15 protein-coding genes are annotated in these 16448 nt (G+C 48.5%); 3 read left to right on the top strand and 12 right to left on the bottom strand.

The annotated features are described in order from the left end of the window. Positions 1-18: 18 nt before the first annotated feature. Positions 19-648: a peptide-methionine (S)-S-oxide reductase MsrA gene (gene msrA, locus METTU_RS11510; RefSeq protein WP_006891760.1), complete on the bottom strand. Its 630-nt coding sequence runs from the start codon at positions 646-648 to the stop codon at positions 19-21. Positions 649-735: 87 nt separating this feature from the next. Here msrA and hslO point away from each other — a divergent pair, with 87 nt between their 5' ends. Both hslO and METTU_RS11500 read left to right on the top strand, forming a co-directional pair. Next, entirely contained in the window at positions 736-1605 is an 870-nt protein-coding gene (hslO, locus tag METTU_RS11505; RefSeq protein WP_006891759.1) for an Hsp33 family molecular chaperone HslO, read from the top strand. Between the two features lie 11 nt (positions 1606-1616). Continuing rightward, complete coding sequence (locus METTU_RS11500) at positions 1617-2402, top strand: hypothetical protein (RefSeq protein ID WP_006891758.1); 786 nt, start codon at positions 1617-1619, stop codon at positions 2400-2402. A 180-nt stretch (positions 2403-2582) separates the two neighbouring features. Here the strand turns inward: METTU_RS11500 and METTU_RS11495 are convergent, their stop codons facing one another. After that, positions 2583-3185 carry a peroxiredoxin gene (locus METTU_RS11495; RefSeq protein ID WP_006891757.1) on the bottom strand — a complete coding sequence of 201 codons (603 nt, stop codon included), beginning with the start codon at positions 3183-3185 and terminating at the stop codon, positions 2583-2585. A 275-nt stretch (positions 3186-3460) separates the two neighbouring features. Here METTU_RS11495 and METTU_RS11490 point away from each other — a divergent pair, with 275 nt between their 5' ends. Further along, positions 3461-3976, top strand: a complete 516-nt coding sequence (locus tag METTU_RS11490; protein ID WP_006891756.1) for a hypothetical protein — start codon at positions 3461-3463, stop codon at positions 3974-3976. A 110-nt stretch (positions 3977-4086) separates the two neighbouring features. On the opposite strand, the gene METTU_RS11485 is transcribed toward METTU_RS11490, so the two are convergent. From METTU_RS11485 to METTU_RS11435, 10 genes are all read right to left on the bottom strand, one after another. Next, the gene (locus METTU_RS11485) at positions 4087-5973 is read right to left on the bottom strand and encodes a potassium transporter Kup (RefSeq protein WP_006891755.1); all 1887 of its coding nucleotides are present in this window, start codon (positions 5971-5973) and stop codon (positions 4087-4089) included. 98 nt (positions 5974-6071) lie between these two features. Then, positions 6072-7505: a sodium:proton antiporter NhaD gene (gene nhaD, locus METTU_RS11480; RefSeq protein WP_254257904.1), complete on the bottom strand. Its 1434-nt coding sequence runs from the start codon at positions 7503-7505 to the stop codon at positions 6072-6074. A gap of 462 nt (positions 7506-7967) precedes the next feature. After that, a complete protein-coding gene (locus tag METTU_RS11475; protein ID WP_006891753.1) occupies positions 7968-8378 on the bottom strand; it encodes an ExbD/TolR family protein in 411 nt (136 codons plus the stop codon). Between the two features lie 2 nt (positions 8379-8380). Continuing rightward, the gene (locus METTU_RS11470; RefSeq protein ID WP_006891752.1) at positions 8381-9046 is read right to left on the bottom strand and encodes a MotA/TolQ/ExbB proton channel family protein; all 666 of its coding nucleotides are present in this window, start codon (positions 9044-9046) and stop codon (positions 8381-8383) included. 137 nt (positions 9047-9183) lie between these two features. Next, positions 9184-9984 carry an energy transducer TonB gene (locus METTU_RS21780; RefSeq protein WP_006891751.1) on the bottom strand — a complete coding sequence of 267 codons (801 nt, stop codon included), beginning with the start codon at positions 9982-9984 and terminating at the stop codon, positions 9184-9186. A 120-nt stretch (positions 9985-10104) separates the two neighbouring features. After that, positions 10105-10761, bottom strand: a complete 657-nt coding sequence (locus METTU_RS11460) for a VTT domain-containing protein (protein WP_006891750.1) — start codon at positions 10759-10761, stop codon at positions 10105-10107. Positions 10762-10857: 96 nt separating this feature from the next. Beyond that, on the bottom strand, positions 10858-12213 hold the full coding sequence (locus METTU_RS11455) for a DUF3526 domain-containing protein (protein ID WP_006891749.1): 1356 nt from the start codon (positions 12211-12213) through the stop codon (positions 10858-10860). Positions 12214-12379: 166 nt separating this feature from the next. Continuing rightward, a complete protein-coding gene (locus METTU_RS11450; protein ID WP_040579757.1) occupies positions 12380-13792 on the bottom strand; it encodes a DUF3526 domain-containing protein in 1413 nt (470 codons plus the stop codon). After that, a complete protein-coding gene (locus METTU_RS11445; protein ID WP_006891746.1) occupies positions 13789-14514 on the bottom strand; it encodes an ABC transporter ATP-binding protein in 726 nt (241 codons plus the stop codon). Before METTU_RS11445 ends, METTU_RS11450 begins: the two co-directional genes overlap by 4 nt. Positions 14515-15124: 610 nt before the next feature. Continuing rightward, the gene (locus tag METTU_RS11435; RefSeq protein WP_006891745.1) at positions 15125-16378 is read right to left on the bottom strand and encodes a sialidase family protein; all 1254 of its coding nucleotides are present in this window, start codon (positions 16376-16378) and stop codon (positions 15125-15127) included. Between the last annotated feature and the right edge of the window lie 70 nt (positions 16379-16448).

Below are 16448 nucleotides of genomic sequence, written 5' to 3'. Positions count from 1 at the left end.
TGTGTAATCAAACGTTAGTCAAAAAACCACGCCTAGCCCGCCTAAACCGCAGTATCCCATAGGATTCTTGGCCAGATATTGTTGGTGCATATCTTCGGCATAATAAAACTCACTTGCCGGCATGATCTCGGTAGTTATTTGTTCAAAACCTGCTTGAGTAAGTTGATGCTGATAGTGTTGTTTTGATTCAAGCGCTTCATCGAGTTGTTGCAGGGTATAAGTATAAATACCGGATCTATATTGCGTCCCCCTATCATTGCCTTGTCTCATACCTTGCGTGGGGTTGTGGGATTCCCAAAAAAGCCGGAGCAATTCGCAGTATGAAACAAGAACCGGATCGTAAATAACTTTGACAACCTCATTATGCCCGGTTAAACCGGTACATAACTCCTCATAAGTCGGGTTGGGGGTATAACCGCCGGTATATCCGACTGCCGTGCTAAACACACCGGGACATTGCCAAAATTTCCGTTCCGCTCCCCAAAAGCAGCCCATTCCAAACAAGGCCTGCTCCATAGTCTCCGGAAACGGTGGAACTATCGGGTTGCCTGTTACAAAATGCCTGTTTGTAACAGGCATGGGGGTATTTCGGCCGGGTAAAGCTTCTTTGGGATCAGGTAGAGTCAATTTTTTTGACGAAAAAATCATGGCTTGTGGTATTTTTATAAGACTGTTTGGGCAAAGATTATTATGATCCTGATGTAACAAAATGCACGATTTTTTAACTGGAGAAACATGATAGAGCAAGATTTATTACGCCGTTTTTTATTTGAAGAGCTGGGCGTTCGCGGAGAATGGGTCAAATTAACCACCAGCTGGCAAGCGGCAAAACTTCATCAGCGCGGTTCTGAAATCGTGCAGCAGCAGTTGGGACAAGCGCTGGCGGCCGTAGTTATGTTGTCGGCTACCGTCAAGTTTAAAGGCTCGATGATCCTTCAGGCCCAAGGCGACGGTGATATTAAAACACTGGTTGCGCAGGCTACGGATCAGCGAAAAATAAGAGGCTTGGTAAGAGGCAAGGAAAACATAGCCGCCGGCCCGTTAGAATCCATGTTCGGACAAGGGCGGCTGGTGTTAACCATAGAATCGGAAAACGGCGCGCCTTATCAGGGCATCGTCCCGCTTCAGGGCAACAATTTGGCTACCGTTTTGCAAACCTATTTTGAGCAATCCGAGCAACTTAAGACTCGCTTGTGGCTATTTGCCAATGCAACCCATGCCGTAGGATTATTATTGCAGGAACTTCCGGCGCAGGAAAATTATGAGGCTGATTGGGAGCATATCGAAATACTGGCAAACACAGTAACCGAGCAGGAACTGTTCGAACTGGATTGCGAACAGCTATTGTATCGATTATTCAATCAGGAAAAAGTCAGGCTGTTTGACGCGGAACCGGTTGAATTTAGCTGCGCCTGCTCACGGCCAAACATCGAAAAAACATTATTCGCTATGGGCCGGACCGAACTGGAAGATATTCTAAAGGAGCGCGATATTATTGAAGTAAACTGCGAATTCTGTAGCGAACACTACCGCTTTGATAAAGTTGACGTGGAGAATATCCTGTCTCAGAAAAGTACCGTTCCAAACTCCGGAACACGACATTAATCACCAATCCCATGAAAACCGGAATAATCAAACGAAGTCTTCGCATTATTTTTTTACTGGCACTGACAGCTTCATTATCCGGTTGCATGTACTGGGTTAGGGCTTATCAAGTCTACTTGCAGATGGATGAGTTCGACCGCCACTTTTCCGTCGTAGCCAATGATGAATTTACCTTGCGCTTCAAGGATCCCATTCTTTACAGCAAGGATTTTGTTTCCCTGTCCAAACTTTATGCCAGCCAGGATGACCCAACACCGGAAGGCAGACGCTGGCGATACTGGTTTCGCAAGGTTGACGGCAACAATAACCTGATCAAGCCGGAAGTAAAATTTTATTCGGATTTAAATTTTAATAAAGAAAATCGTTTGATTGCCTGGTCGTTTTCTTCACTTTTTTTGGCGATTGCCCCGCCCAAGTTTTTAGAGGTTTCTTTACGCTCTATAGGCGGAGCCGAAATCGACAAAGAAAAACAACAGCTCAAAGCCAACTCGGCATTGCTGGAAAAAATTTCCGATGATTTGCCCAAAAAACCGGCCGTTCTGGCACAACTGGGAGAACCTTTTGAAATCAAGGATGAAGGAGAACAGGAAGTCTATATTTACCGTTTTCTGCTGGAAACTCATCATATAGAAGAAGGCTATGAGGATCGCGCTTTAAACGAGGTTAAAATCAGTTTTGATAAAAGGACCCAGGAGCTGGTTAGAATGGCCGGGCGCTTTGCAGGGCTTAAGGTTTCAATTAATTACCGAAAATTTCTCGATGAAGCGCCGGCTGTCGCACAAAACAAAGCGGAATAGCGAGTAAGCCTAACCCCTCTCCTCATGCTGCCAAGGAATATCAACATCGCTTTGACCGAGAATTAATCCGCCTGTTTATCCTCTCCGGGCGCAATAAAAAAGGCTTAGACAATCAATGTCTAAGCCTTTTTTATTTTATATTGGGCGGCCTGTTGGACCGACCCAATAACCGGCTGTTACTTACAGCTTGTCGGCATTTTTATCCAAGTATTCTGCAACACCGGCAGGATTTGCGTTCATACCTGAATCGCCTTTATGCCAGCCTGCTGGACATACTTCGCCATGTTCTTCGTGGAATTGTAAGGCATCAATCATGCGCAACAGTTCATCCATGTCGCGGCCTAAAGGCAGATCGTTAACAACCTGATGACGAACCATACCGGCGCGATCGATCAGGAATGTGCCGCGGTAAGCCACGCCACCACTCGCTTCAACATCATAATCTTTACAAATAGAGTGAGATATATCCGCAGCCATTGTGTAACGGACAGGACCTATACCGCCTTTATTGACGGGCGTATTACGCCATGCGTTGTGGGTGAAATGAGAGTCTATAGACACGGCAATCACTTCGACATTACGGCTTTTGAATGCATCCATACGGTGATCTAAAGCAATCAACTCACTTGGACAAACAAAGGTGAAATCTAACGGGTAGAAAAACACTACCGCATATTTTCCGCCAGTCGCCTCAGAAAAACTAAATGAATCAACTATTTGACCATCGCCCAGAACGGCAGGAACTGTAAAATCAGGTGCTTGTTTACCGACTAATACGCTCATTGATTATCTCCAAATAAATAGTGAAAAAACAAAAGACTGTTAACTTTAGTGTTAGCCACTGAAGCAGTGGATTGGTGAAATTGTACACTAGATTAGTAGGGATTTGTCTAAATTGTTGTTATTTTTAGCTTGCTTTAATTTTAATTTTAGCCATAATTTGTCATCAATAGCTTACAATAGAGTCAGGGATTTGCTCTACGCAGGTTTTTTTAAGTCCTGTCGCCCTAACTTGGCTGTTAAATTCATTCAATTCATTCGTTTGATGGAATTCTATCATGGCAAAAAATAAACATATTACCGAACCCGATGTATTCGGTTTTCAGGTACGCATCGTAAGGCGCGGCAAAGAAAGCAGCCGCTATTTTTCACATAAATTGTGGGGCAACAAAGGAAAATCGTTGAAAGCCGCAATTACCTGGCGTGATCAAATGCTGACCGTTTTAAAAGGCAGCAAGACACGATTCCTTAAGCCGCCCAAAAATAAAACCACCACCGGTGTCACGGGCGTGTCCAGAACCATCAAGTATGATCATCGCAAAGACAAAAGCTATCTTTGCTATACCGTTTTTTGGGTCAGCAATTGCAAATCCAGGAATAAAACCTTTCAGGTTGGCAATGTCGATAAAGTAACGGCGGATGATGAATTGCATGCGTTTCGTACCGCCAAGCTGTTCAGAAGTTGTTATGAATTTTCGATTGATAATGATCTTGAATTTTATGACAGCAAATTTGCCGGCTGGAAGAAAACACGCTTGTATGAAGACGAGAATTTGAACGCAGTAGCGGTATAAACGAAGATTTCGTGTTAGAGGTCAGCAATAGACTTTTGTGAAAACACAATTCCCGGACAGACTCCAATAAGCAATTGAATTGACGAACAAAAGTCACCCCTTACACACCGCTAAAGTTCGATACGGATACCCAGCTCAATGACGCGCTCAACGGGAATTTTGAAAAATTCTATCGCGCTTGAGGCATTGTGGAATAAAAACCTGAATAAGGGCCTGCGCCATTTAGGCATGGGACTTTTTTTCCGGAAAGAGACCCTTTCACTACCGATAAAAAACGATGTCTGCTTGAAATCGATGTTTAAGCCTTCCTGAGCGCACTGTTCCAAAGCTTGTCTGACATCAGGATTTTGCATAAAACCATAATAAAGTTTAACCCGATAAAAATTGTTATTCTTGCCAAATGCGCGAATCTTGATCCGGTGCGCCACATCAACGTACGGCTCATCTTTAGTGACAATGGTTAACACCATGATTTGTTCATGCAATACATGGTTGTGCTCGAAATTGTGTAAAAATACCTGTGGCACGCCATGTACGCTTTTAGCCAGATAAATGGCCGAACCTTTAACGGTTACTGCCTGATGACTTATTATTTTATCTTCCAAGTCCTCAAACAGCACACGCCTCTCATCCATATATTCCGCCAACAAGGCACGACCTTTAATCCAGGTCGTCATCATCAAGAACAGCACAGCTCCGATGATCAAAGGCAACCAGCCGCCGGTCGGTATTTTTAAACTGTTAGAAGAAAGAAACAAAAAATCTACCGTTAAAAAAGTTGTCAAAAAAGCAACACTGGCCGATTTTTTCCATTGCCAAATTCCTTTAATGACGATAAACGCCAAAAGAGTATCGACAATCATAGTTCCGGTAACGGCAATGCCATAAGCGGAAGCAAGTGCCGAGGAAGACTCGAAACTCAATACCACTACAAATACCGAGACCATCAATAACCAATTGATGGCAGGAATATACACTTGCCCTACTTCTTGACCCGAAGTATGCGAAATATTCATGCGTGGACAGTAGCCAAGCTGTATGGCTTGTCTTGTAACCGAGAATGCACCGGATATTACCGCTTGGGAGGCAATAACCGACGCCAGTGTCGACAAAATTAATAGCGGATACATCGCCCAGGTCGGCGCCATCAAATAGAATGGATTTTTCACCGCCTCAGGGTGATCAAGCAGTAACGCTCCCTGTCCGAAATAGTTCAGTAATAAGGCAGGAAAAACAAAGCTGAACCAGGCATAACGGATGGGTTTCAAACCGAAATGCCCCATGTCGGCATAAAGCGCCTCGGCACCGGTTATTGCCAAAACCACCGCGCCCATAATTAAAAAACCGTGCCAGCCTAATTCAAGCAATAAATGAACCGCGTAATAAGGGTTAACTGCGGCCAATACAGCGGGCGTATTGATAATATTATTTATGCCGAGAATGCCCAAAATAGCAAACCAAAGACACATGATGGGTGAAAACATTTTTCCGACCGCTCCCGTACCTTTAGCTTGCACAATGAAAAGAGCGCTGAGAACCGTAATAGCAATCGGCAATACATAATGGCTTAAAGAAGGCGCAATGATTTGCAAGCCTTCGACTGCACTTAATACCGATATTGCAGGGGTAATAATGCTGTCGCCGTAAAACAAAGCGGCGCCGAGCAAACCGATGGTAATGATAAAGCGTGCTTTTTTCGGATTATCGTTAGCGCTTTGCAACGCTAAAGCCATTAGCGCCATGATGCCGCCTTCGCCTTTATTATTAGCGCGCATAATAAAGATTGCGTATTTGGTGGTTACCACCAAAGTCAAGGACCAAAAAATCAGCGATAGCACGCCTAGCACATGGGGTTTATCAATCGGCAAATGACTGCCGAAAACTTCCTTGACCGCATATAAGGGGCTAGTGCCAATATCGCCGAATACAACACCGATTGCACTCAGCGCTAAAACGGTTACTTGTCGTTTGGAATGACCCTGTGAACTTATCGACATAATAAATAGTGAATTAGGTAAAAAAAACCAGCCGAAACACTGTCCAGGTAGGCGGTAAAATCACAACCGCATTTCCCTTAAGTTAATTTAGGGATCGCCTAAAAATAACGCCCATTGATAAGAAAGTGAGCGGCTATGCTACCGAAGTAACCCAATACGATGACCGGCGCCCATTTCAAATGGCTAGTGAAGGTGTAAATTCCTTTAGCTTGTCCCATTAAGCCCACGCCTGCTGCGGAACCTACCGCCAACATGCTGCCGCCCACACCGGCGGTCAATGTTACCAGCAGCCATTGTCCTTCGGAAATATCCGGCGCCATAGTCAGTACAGACAACATAATAGTGCCGTTATCCACGAATGCTGAGGCGAAGCCCACCAGAATATTGGCTACAGTGGGGTCAATGCTGCCGTAAAGATGGTGGGATGCCACTTCCATATAGCCGATAAAGCTCAGACCTCCGACGCCTACCATGACACCGTAAAAAAACAGCAAAGTGTCCCATTCCAAATTGGCAACTTTCTGAAAAATATCAAAAGGCAGCTCCTTCGCCAGTTGTTGATTTACCTCTGCCGGCGGATTGTTCATATATTTCATCGGCGCAAAATGATCGATTTTGACATCGGTCAAATCCACGGGTATCAATACGGAATGAGCATTGCTGGTTTTTTGCAGGTAATAACTGAAAAACTTCAAATAGGTCAATCCCATCATCATCCCGGCTGCGGGCGGCAGACCCAGGAAGTTTTCGAAGCAAGCCGAGGTAATAATGGTCAACACGAACAAAAAGATGATTATCCAGGCGCCCCGCTTCATTTCCTGAGCTTCCATTACCGCTGCGGGTCTTTGTTGCGGAATAAAGAAATGCATGATCGCGGCAGGTATTACGAAGTTGATGATGGCCGGAATCAACAGGGAAAAGAAGTCGGTAAACGGCACAACGCCTTTTTGCCAGACCAGCAACGTAGTGATGTCGCCAAAAGGGCTGAACGAGCCACCCGCATTGGAGGCTACCACAACATTGATGCAGGATAAGGCAACAAAGCGCGGGCAATCTTTGCCCATCGCCAGAATAACCGAGCCCATCAGCAACGCTGTGGTCAGATTGTTGCAACCGGACGAAATAAAGAACGACTGGAAACCGGTAATCCAGAATAATTGCCGATAGCTGAAGTTCTTGCTCAATAACCAGACCCGCAGGCTGTCAAATACCCCTCGGTCTTCCATCGCATTCAAATAAGTCATCGAGACCATGATGAACAAAAACAGCTCGCCATAACTTTCAAGAGTAGCGCGGAACGCAACACCCGCTTGCTCGCTCATCCCGGCCTTGGTATAAAAAACGGCAATAAATATCCAGATGAGACTCGCCGCAAACACCATCGGCTTGGATTTTTTTAACTCAGTCACTTCCTCGGTCATGGCAAGGATGTAGGCAACGGCAAAAACTGTCAAAGCCAAATAACCGGCCCAATGCTGAGTCAAATCTAATGGCTGTACTTGGCTAATAGCGCCTGCTTCATCGGCAGCCATTGATAAGAAAGGAAAAAACAGGGCAAGTAGGATCGGAATATATTTTGAGCAAAACGGCATTTTTATACCTTAAATGACTGGCAAAATTTGAACAAAAGCTGTTGATTTTTCACGCATCGCGAAGTCGTTTTCACCGAATGCGTTTAAATTTCAATAAGCGATAACGCATTGCTTAATGCAACAAAATGGGTAAAAAAGCTTCAAAAGGCAGGATTCGCATAGGGCTTTTCGAACAAAAGGGCTAAAAGTTAATCGCTTAATATACACTGATCTAGGGGATCGACACCACAGCCCCCATACGCACCGAATAAAATTAGACTGAAAGCCGTCCTTAATCAATGAGTTAATTTGTATACAAAGTGTATATAAATTATTAACAAACCACGAAGAATACGGATTTTCACGGAGGCTTCCTCCCGTTTCTTCGTGGCTTTATGTCTTAAGTTACTGCGGGGAAATTGACTACTGTTTCTCAGTCACGAACGCTATTTTAGCAATCCCGGAATGTTGCACAGTCGCCATGACTTCGGCAACCTTCGAATAAACAACATCCTGATCGGCATATAAATGCAAGCCGATTTCAGGATTTTTTAAAAGCTCTGCCTTCAATGCGCTCTCCAATGCGGCATGGTCGGCGATTGGGAGCTTATTCAATGTGATAACCCCCTGCGCATCGATACCGAGCTGTAACGGTTGTTCTTTAATATCCGCGGTGGTCTCAGCGGTTTTCGGTAAAGTAACATGCACGGATTGCGTGAGTAACGGCGCGGTCACTAATAAAATAATCACCAGCACCAGCATTACATCGACGAGCGGCGTGACGTTAATGTCGCTCATAGCTCCTTCATCTTCCGATTGCGGTTTAAAAGCCATGTCTACTCCTTACCGTTGACATTCGCACTTGAGGCGATGTGCATAAAACTGACGACAAAGTTTTCCAATCCGGCACGTTGCTGTTTAACCCGGCGCAAAAAAAAGTTATAGGCTAATACCGCCGGCACCGCGACCGCGATACCGATTGCCGTAGCGACCAACGCGTCGCCGATAGGGCCTGCCACCACATCCAGACTGGTTGAACCGCTGGCAGTAATCTCATGCATCGCGTGCATAATACCCAACACCGTGCCGAACAAGCCGACGAACGGCGAGGTGCTGCCGATACTGGCAAGCATGGTCAGGCCGCTTTCCATTGCGTGTTGCTCTTGCTGCATTTGAACAAGTAGTGAATGTTCAAGTAATTCAGACGGAACGCCGCGATATTTAAGGCTCTGGCCCTCAGACTGCTGACTTTCGCTCATCCATGCAAAACCTTGCTGTGCAATCCGCGCTTGCGGCCCTCTGGCTATCTCGGCAGGCAACGTTTTCGCCTGCTCCAGATTGGCCGCATCCCAAAATACCTTGTTAAAAGCCCGGTTATAAAAGCTATTCTTGGTGAACTGCCAGATCTTGAAAAGAATCAATGTCCAGGTGACCACTGAGAAGGCCAGTAACGTGTATAAGGTACCGTCGATAATAACTTCTGGCGCAATATGATGGGGCATTAAGATCTCCTTTTTTAATTATTCAAATAAACACAGGGGCGCAATCATCTAACTGATCGCTATTTTTTAAGTTCATACCAAAACCGCTGAATATCAGTCCCGGTATGTCCAATGTAAGTCCGTAAAGCGTAAACCGATTATCTTGTTAATTTAAATTGCAACGTCTGAACAGCACGCTGCTCAACCGCTACACCGTCAACTATTTTTTCCTTGAAGATCCATTGATTAATCGCTTTCAACGCAGCCTCATCAAAGATTTCCTCGGGTTCCGCCTCAACAACTACGGCATTTTCAACGGTACCGCTCGTGGTAATAGTAAATTCGATTTTCACCCAACCTTCGATATGGCGGTTAGCCGCCCGCGCCGGGTACTTGGGAGGGATTCGTTCCAATGGAATCACGCCGGTGCTGATTCTCGGTTCGCTGCTGACTACAGCAGGAGGAGCAGGCCGACTGACCGCTTGTGGTGGCGCTGAGACTGGAGGTGTCGGCGCGGAATTGGACGGCACCGGCTTTTCTTCAGCAATGGTCTGCGGTTTCGGTAGCTCCGCCTGCTTGGGAATCACCGGCATTTTCTTCTTGACCGGCTGTTTGACGGGTTGTTTTTTCGGCGGTTCCGGTTTTGGCGGCACCGGTTTTGGGGGCGCCGGCGGTGTAATTTCGGCTTTTTGACTCGGCGTAGAAACTAGCGAGACCTCCATCACCATCAGCGATGGCGTTTTGGGTTTCTCGGTGGGTTTTAAAAGCCAAAGCCCCGCCCATACATGCAACAGCAGCACTAAAATCAACAGCAATCCACCCATAAAGCGCGGATGTTCTTCGCCGGTTAAGGCTGCAAATAATGATGGTTTTTTTTGCACTAACGAACTCGCCTCGTCACCCGAAGGCGTTAAATTCCGGTCGGCCACGCCGCCATCATGGCTGTTAAATAAAAACATAGAGGATATTACCTTTTAAACATCGATTGTGCGTTTGTTATGTTCAGATTCCGGACAACGAGGTCTTAGCTGTATTTTACTCTGTACGGTCACAGCCGTCGTTGCGGAAAATGAAACGCTTTAAATAGATTGAGCCTGTTTCAGCCATTTAACCCGTACAAACTGCCAAACCATCGGCATGAACGACACAAAGACAATACCCAAAACAATCTTCTCGAAATTGTGTTTAACCCATTCATTCGAGCCTAAGAAATATCCGGTTAAGGTGATACTGGAAACCCATAAGGTCGCACCGATAATGCAAAAAACAATGTATTTTGAGTATTTCATGCTGCCTGCACCGGCGACGAAAGGGGCAATGGTGCGAACGATCGGGACGAAACGGGCCATAATAACGGCTTTGCCACCGTGTTTTTCGTAGAACGCTTCGGTTTGGGTAATGTATTCCCGTTTAAAAAATAAAATCTGCTCACGGGATTTAACGAACTTACTAAAATGCTTGCCGACATAATGATTGACATTATCGCCCAGCAAAGCCGCGCCAATCAGCAACGGAATAATGATTTGAATATCCAGTTTCCCGGTCGATGACGCCAACAGCCCCACCGCAAACAATAGAGAATCGCCGGGCAGCAGCGGCATAACGATTAAGCCGGTTTCGACAAAAATTATCGCAACCAAAATCCCATAGGTAAGCATCTCGTAATGCGCCAGAAAATCTTGCAGCGTCGTCAGCGGGTCTTTGAGCAAGTGTAATAAAAAGTAAATAATTTCCATAAAAGTCAGTTGTTATCTCGTTAAAGTGGGGACATCATAAAGTATTGTTTTCATACCTTGACGACTATTTATTATCAATCGGTTTTAAACGCTATTTTACGGCCTTCCGAATTGCTTGCGTAAAATTATCAGCGCCAGTAGTAACAAAATTCCGCTCAGCGACTGTCTCAATATGACCGTCCACACTGTTTCAGCCGTCGGCAAAGGTTTCATTACCGGCAGTTGCTGATGATCCGACGACGGTATACCTTGCTGCGCCATGATTCCGGGAACAAAAAACACCCGCCACCGGTCTTCAAATTGATTGGCCGCTTCAATGTATTCGGCATAACGGGGCGCATCGATGCCCGCCAAACGGTCGGCCGCCAACACGGCGGACAGTCCGGGCGAAAGCGCGGACCATCGCTCCATAAACTCAAAATGCGCTTTCCGAACCTCATCGAAGCGATACATCAGCGGCCGCACCTTGCCATCAAGCTCCAGGTTAGCGGGCAGACCGGCAATCTCGCGGGACGGTTCTTTTACAAGCGCGACTTCAGGATGCGCCCGATACCAGGCCGACAGCAAGTCGGCTTGTTGTTTGGAAGTTTGCGCCTGAACACGGCGAATATCGACAATTGCCTCAAGCCGCGAGGGCATGGGTTGCATGCCGTCCGCCGCCCAGCTCAAACCCGCCGGGACCGCAAACGTCGTGACTAACCACACGCCTAACAAGCCCACCGCCGCTGCGCCCGATGAAACAGGCAACAACAGAAACAGCCCGGACATCGCAATCCATACCCCGGTGAACACGCCGACAAAAATCAGCCAGTGCGTTGTCGCGTAAAGGGTCGAACCGGAGTCCAGCATAAACGCAAGTAGCGATGCCGCAACGGCGGGCATCAACACCACCGCCAGACGCACGGCGAGCGCGGCAAATACCAACTGCCAGGGACGGGGCATTTGCGCGCACACCAAACGCCACACGCCCCGCTCCCGATCTTCCTGCACCAGACCGTAAGTCAGGGCTATCACGGTCAACGGCAACAATAACGCGAGTATGCTTGCAAAATCGAGCAAGCCCAGCTCGCGCAGCAACGGATTGAACAGCTGATCGCTGTTGCGGCCATCGGTATAGCGGCTGCGGGTCGAGATGCGCAGTTCGGAACCGAGCAGATCCATTTGCCGCACGCTCAATGCCAAACCGCCGAGCGCCGGAAGGCGCACGATTGTACTATCAGCCAACTTGGCTGTGTCGCCTGCTTTGCCGATAGCGGGCGCATCGTGCATTTCCGCCCGAACCTGACTGTTACCGGTTTGGTGTTGCGGCTGCAACGCTTTGGCACGAAACTCGCTGGCGGCCAGCCCCGACCATATCGCGCTGGCCGCCAGCAGGGCGAAGAATGCTGCAATAACCCACAGATTGACCGGGTTACGGATAAAGCGCAGCCACTCGGCTTGTAACAAACTCATATCAATTCGTCCACGAAAGGCACGAAAAACACGAAAGCCACCAAATAAATCGACAGCTTATATTGGTAAAGCCACTCACTCTTTGGTGAATAATTTACAGCTGCATAGTCCATTAAATATTTTCGTGCTTTTTGTGTTTTTCGTGGATCAATTGCTGTTTTTAGGATCATGGTTTCAGCCTCTTCGCGGAAAACAGCAACCACGTCAGCGCGGCAACCAACCAAGCCAGCAACACCAGCAGCTCGGCCAGCGCATGATGCAGCGCAAAGCCCACCGAAGGCGGCGCATAACTGAATGCCATAACGCTGCCCCAGTCGGTATCATGACCCTGTGCGCCGCGCTCCGTGCCGTGACTGCGTTCGCGATCCCAGTCGTCGGTCAGGCCGATAAAATAATGGCGGTAATGTTCGGCGGCATCCTCAAAATGCCGTTGATGCGCCAGATCCATGCCCGACAATGTCATCGACACCGAGCGCATCGCTATGCTCGGACCGAGCAGCGAGGCGATATGGATAAACCGGCCCTGACGCTCGAACGCATCCCGCAGCCTGTCGAAATGCAGGGCGTGGACTCGTTCGGAATAACCGTCGTTAAAATTGCGGTTGAGTGCGGCATAGCCTACCGGCAAGTCCTCAACCCGCGCCACGCCATACTGCTTTAACACCTGAGCCTTGAATAAGGCCTCTCGTGCATCATGATCGCCATCGTTATCCAAACCTTGCTGAATATCTTTTTTGATTCCCGCCCAAAACGCCGTAGCGCCGGGCGTCGGAACCATCATTTCTGCGGCTGCCGCGCCCAAGCGCGGGGCAATCAACACACTGCCCGACCAGAATGCCAGCAGGGTGAACAAAGCCAGGCGGCTGCTTTTGAAATGGATCGACGTGGACATTGCCAAGGCCGCGAATACCGCGTAATAGATAAAAAAAGTGCCGCTCAACGTAAACAGCCTGAGTATATCGTCACCGGCAAGATCGAAATTCTGATACAAAATAACGATCGCAACCGCCATTGCCGGCATCAACACCGCAACAAAAGCCAGTAACAAACCGATAAACTTGCCCAGCAACAGCTTGGTCGCCGACACCCCCAAACTGTGCAACATGCGCAAGGTGCCCTGCTCCCGTTCCTGGGTCACCGCATTGAAAGCCAGCGCAATAACCAATAGCGGAAGCAGCGCATATAACACAAAACCGGCGCTGGCCTGCCCGAAGCGGCTGGCTAAGCCCTGATCGGCCGCCGGGCTGAAACGCGCGCCGTTGCGCTTGTGCGGCTCCAGCCAGAGCGTCTGGCCGGTATATTGCCGCAATCCGGGATCTACCGCAGCCAGCGGCGAATCCGGCTTGAACACATAAATACCGAAATGCGCCGCCGCATGCGGATTCTTGACGCCTTGCGTATCCCATTGTTCCTTGGCGGTGGCGCCCACGGCTTGCTTTTCCTGCTGCACCTGTTGATGTTCGGCGACGGAAGCCAGAAAAAATCCGGTCAACACGGCGAATACCGAAAATGCCAACACCAGCAGTCTTCCGTCGCGCAGCACAGCCAGCAGCTCCTTGTGAACGATCGCAATAATCAAAGCAAGCCCCGCGCGTGCGCCAGATATTTGTGCTCCAGCTCATCATGCGCCACGGTGTGCGCATCGAACTCTTCAACGAGGCGACCGGCTTTCATGATACCGATACGGTCGGCGACCTGTTTGGCGTTAAACAGATCATGGGTCGCCATCAACACTGCCATGCCCAAATCGGCTGCTGCCCGTACCCGCTGGGCAAAATCATTGGCCGCACTGGGATCGAGCCCGGAGGTCGGCTCATCCAGCAGCATGACTTTCGCCTGTTTTGCCGAGGCAATAGCCAAACCGACTTTCTGGCGCATGCCCTTGGAATAAGTCGAGACTCGCCGGTCGTGGGCATCGGTTTGCAAGCCGGTATTCACCAGCAGGTCGTGCGCGTGTTGCCGGGATAAGCGAATATTAGCCAACGTACAGAAAAAGCGCAGGTTTTCCAGGCCGCTCATGTATTCGTAGAGCGCAACATTTTCCGGCAAGTACGCGACCTTGGCACGGACCACGGCTGGATTTTGCTCGGGCGACTCGCCGTCAATAAAGACATTGCCGCCGGTCGGCCTGTTGAAACCCAGAAAGGTGTTGATGGTCGAGGTTTTGCCCGCGCCATTGCCGCCCAACAAGGCATAGACGCAACCTGCCGGAACCGACAAATCGAGCCCATCGATCGCACGATGGTTTTTATAATTGACCACCAGTTGTCTGGCTTCAAGCAGAGTTTTATTTGGCAACATAATTAGTTTCGGCTTAAGGTGATTCCCGAGAAAGAAGAGCCCATCAAGAATCTGGTCCGTAGGAAAAAGCACAGTCCACGAAAAGCACGAAAGACACGAAATAATCGTGTTGGGGGATTTTCGTGCTTTTCGTGTCTTTCGTGGACAATGCTTTTGGCGGCTTCATTACCTGCCGGAACCGACAAATCGAGTCCGTCAATCGCCCGATGGTTTTTATAATTGACCACAAGTTGTCTGGCTTCAAGCAGAGTTTTATTTGGCAACATAATTAGTTTCGGCTTAAGGTGATTCCCGAGAAAGAAGAGCCCATCAAGAATTTGGTCCGTAGGAAAAAGCACAGTCCACGAAAAGCACGAAAGACACGAAATAATCGTGTTGGGGGATTTTCGTGCTTTTCGTGTCTTTCGTGGACAATGCTTTTGGCGGCTCGTGCTAGTTCCCAAGCTCCAGCTTGGGAATTCAGTACGGGAAGCTCCAGCTTCCAGTCTCGCGAAGCTACGACTGCATGGATGCAGGAGGTAGAGCAACGCAGGAGCGGTTGCCGAGAGCTTCGTCCTCTGGGTTCCCAAGCCGGAGCTTGGGAACCAGCGTAAAATCAACCATATTGCCCCTACTCAATAGGCCTTAATTGATAATCCTGCTGCTGGGTTTTCCAGGAAAGATAGATCTTCTGCCCGTCACTGACCAGAAATGGCTGATCGCCGGACTTGGCAGTTTGCGCAATCACTTCCGGCTTCGACCAGCTTTTGCCGTCGTCGGCGGATTTCATCAGCTTGATAATATTGTTAGTGCCGTTAAACTCCTGCCAAACCACATTGACCCGCGAACCTACAGCCAACACATGCGGATGGCCTGCTCCTTCTTTGCCGAAGTTAACCGGCGTGGAAAAATGCCGCCCGGCATCGGTCGAATAGGCATAAAACAAGCCTTGGTTGGTGGCGGAATTGCTAAACCATACCGTGTGATAAATGCCGGAATCGGAAATCGACAAGCCGGGGCCGTGATGCGGACAGGCATCGATTTTCCAGTCGTCCCGTCCTACGCGGTGGGTATCGCCGGGAGTTTTCCAGTCGACAAACTTAACCAGCGCATGATCGCGGATGCCGCCTTCGAAAACATGCCGCCAAGTCACGACCGGCGTATTGTCGGGCGCTATTGCGGTATCCAATCGGCAGCACTGGCAAGTATGGGTAGCGATTCTTTTATTGGGATAAAAATGCTGTCCGCCATCGTCCGACCAGCTGTAATACAGGGAAGAACCCTCAAATTGCTTGCCGGCTTTTTTTGCTTCTTCAACGTCGCGGGCATCCAGCCAGGCGATAAAGATTTCGCCGTTTTTGCCGATCGCCATGCTGTCGAAGCGATGGCTGATGATGTCCCGGTTATCGTTGACGGTAACCGGCGCGGAAAAATGCTGTCCGCCGTCAATCGAACGGCTAAAACGGATATGGCCGCTATGTTTAGCCTCCAGCTTTTGCGTCCAGGTTAAGTAAATAGCGCCCTTGGCATCCAGCTTTATTTTCGGGCGATATTCGCCTTTGGCTTCTATTTTTTCGGCGGCGGCATTGACCAGCACCGGCGCGGTAAAGCTTAAGCCCTTATCTTCCGATGATTGCACGTATACATGATCATTGTTTACCCAGGTAATCCATAGCACGCCCTTGCCGTCGAAAGTGGCGCTTATGGTTTCGGCGCATTGGTTTGAGGGCGACGCGCTGGCATCAGCGCAAGTGCCTGTTGCTTCCGCCGAATGATGATGAGCGTGCTGTTGAGTGGCATCGTCTGCGGCCTTTACAGTCGGGTCATTGGCGCAGCCGGAGACGGTCAGCGCGGCAAGAAATAGAAAAGAGATAAGGGATTTCATGAATTACACCGAATTAAAAAGTCGAGCTGAATTATAAAGAGAAAGCCGGACAGAGAAGAAAAATATCTTT

It is taken from the genome of Methylobacter tundripaludum SV96, assembly GCF_000190755.2.
Lineage (GTDB): Bacteria > Pseudomonadota > Gammaproteobacteria > Methylococcales > Methylomonadaceae > Methylobacter_A > Methylobacter_A tundripaludum.
Note: the sequence above shows the minus strand (reverse complement) of the source record. Positions and strands in the feature narration are given on the sequence as shown.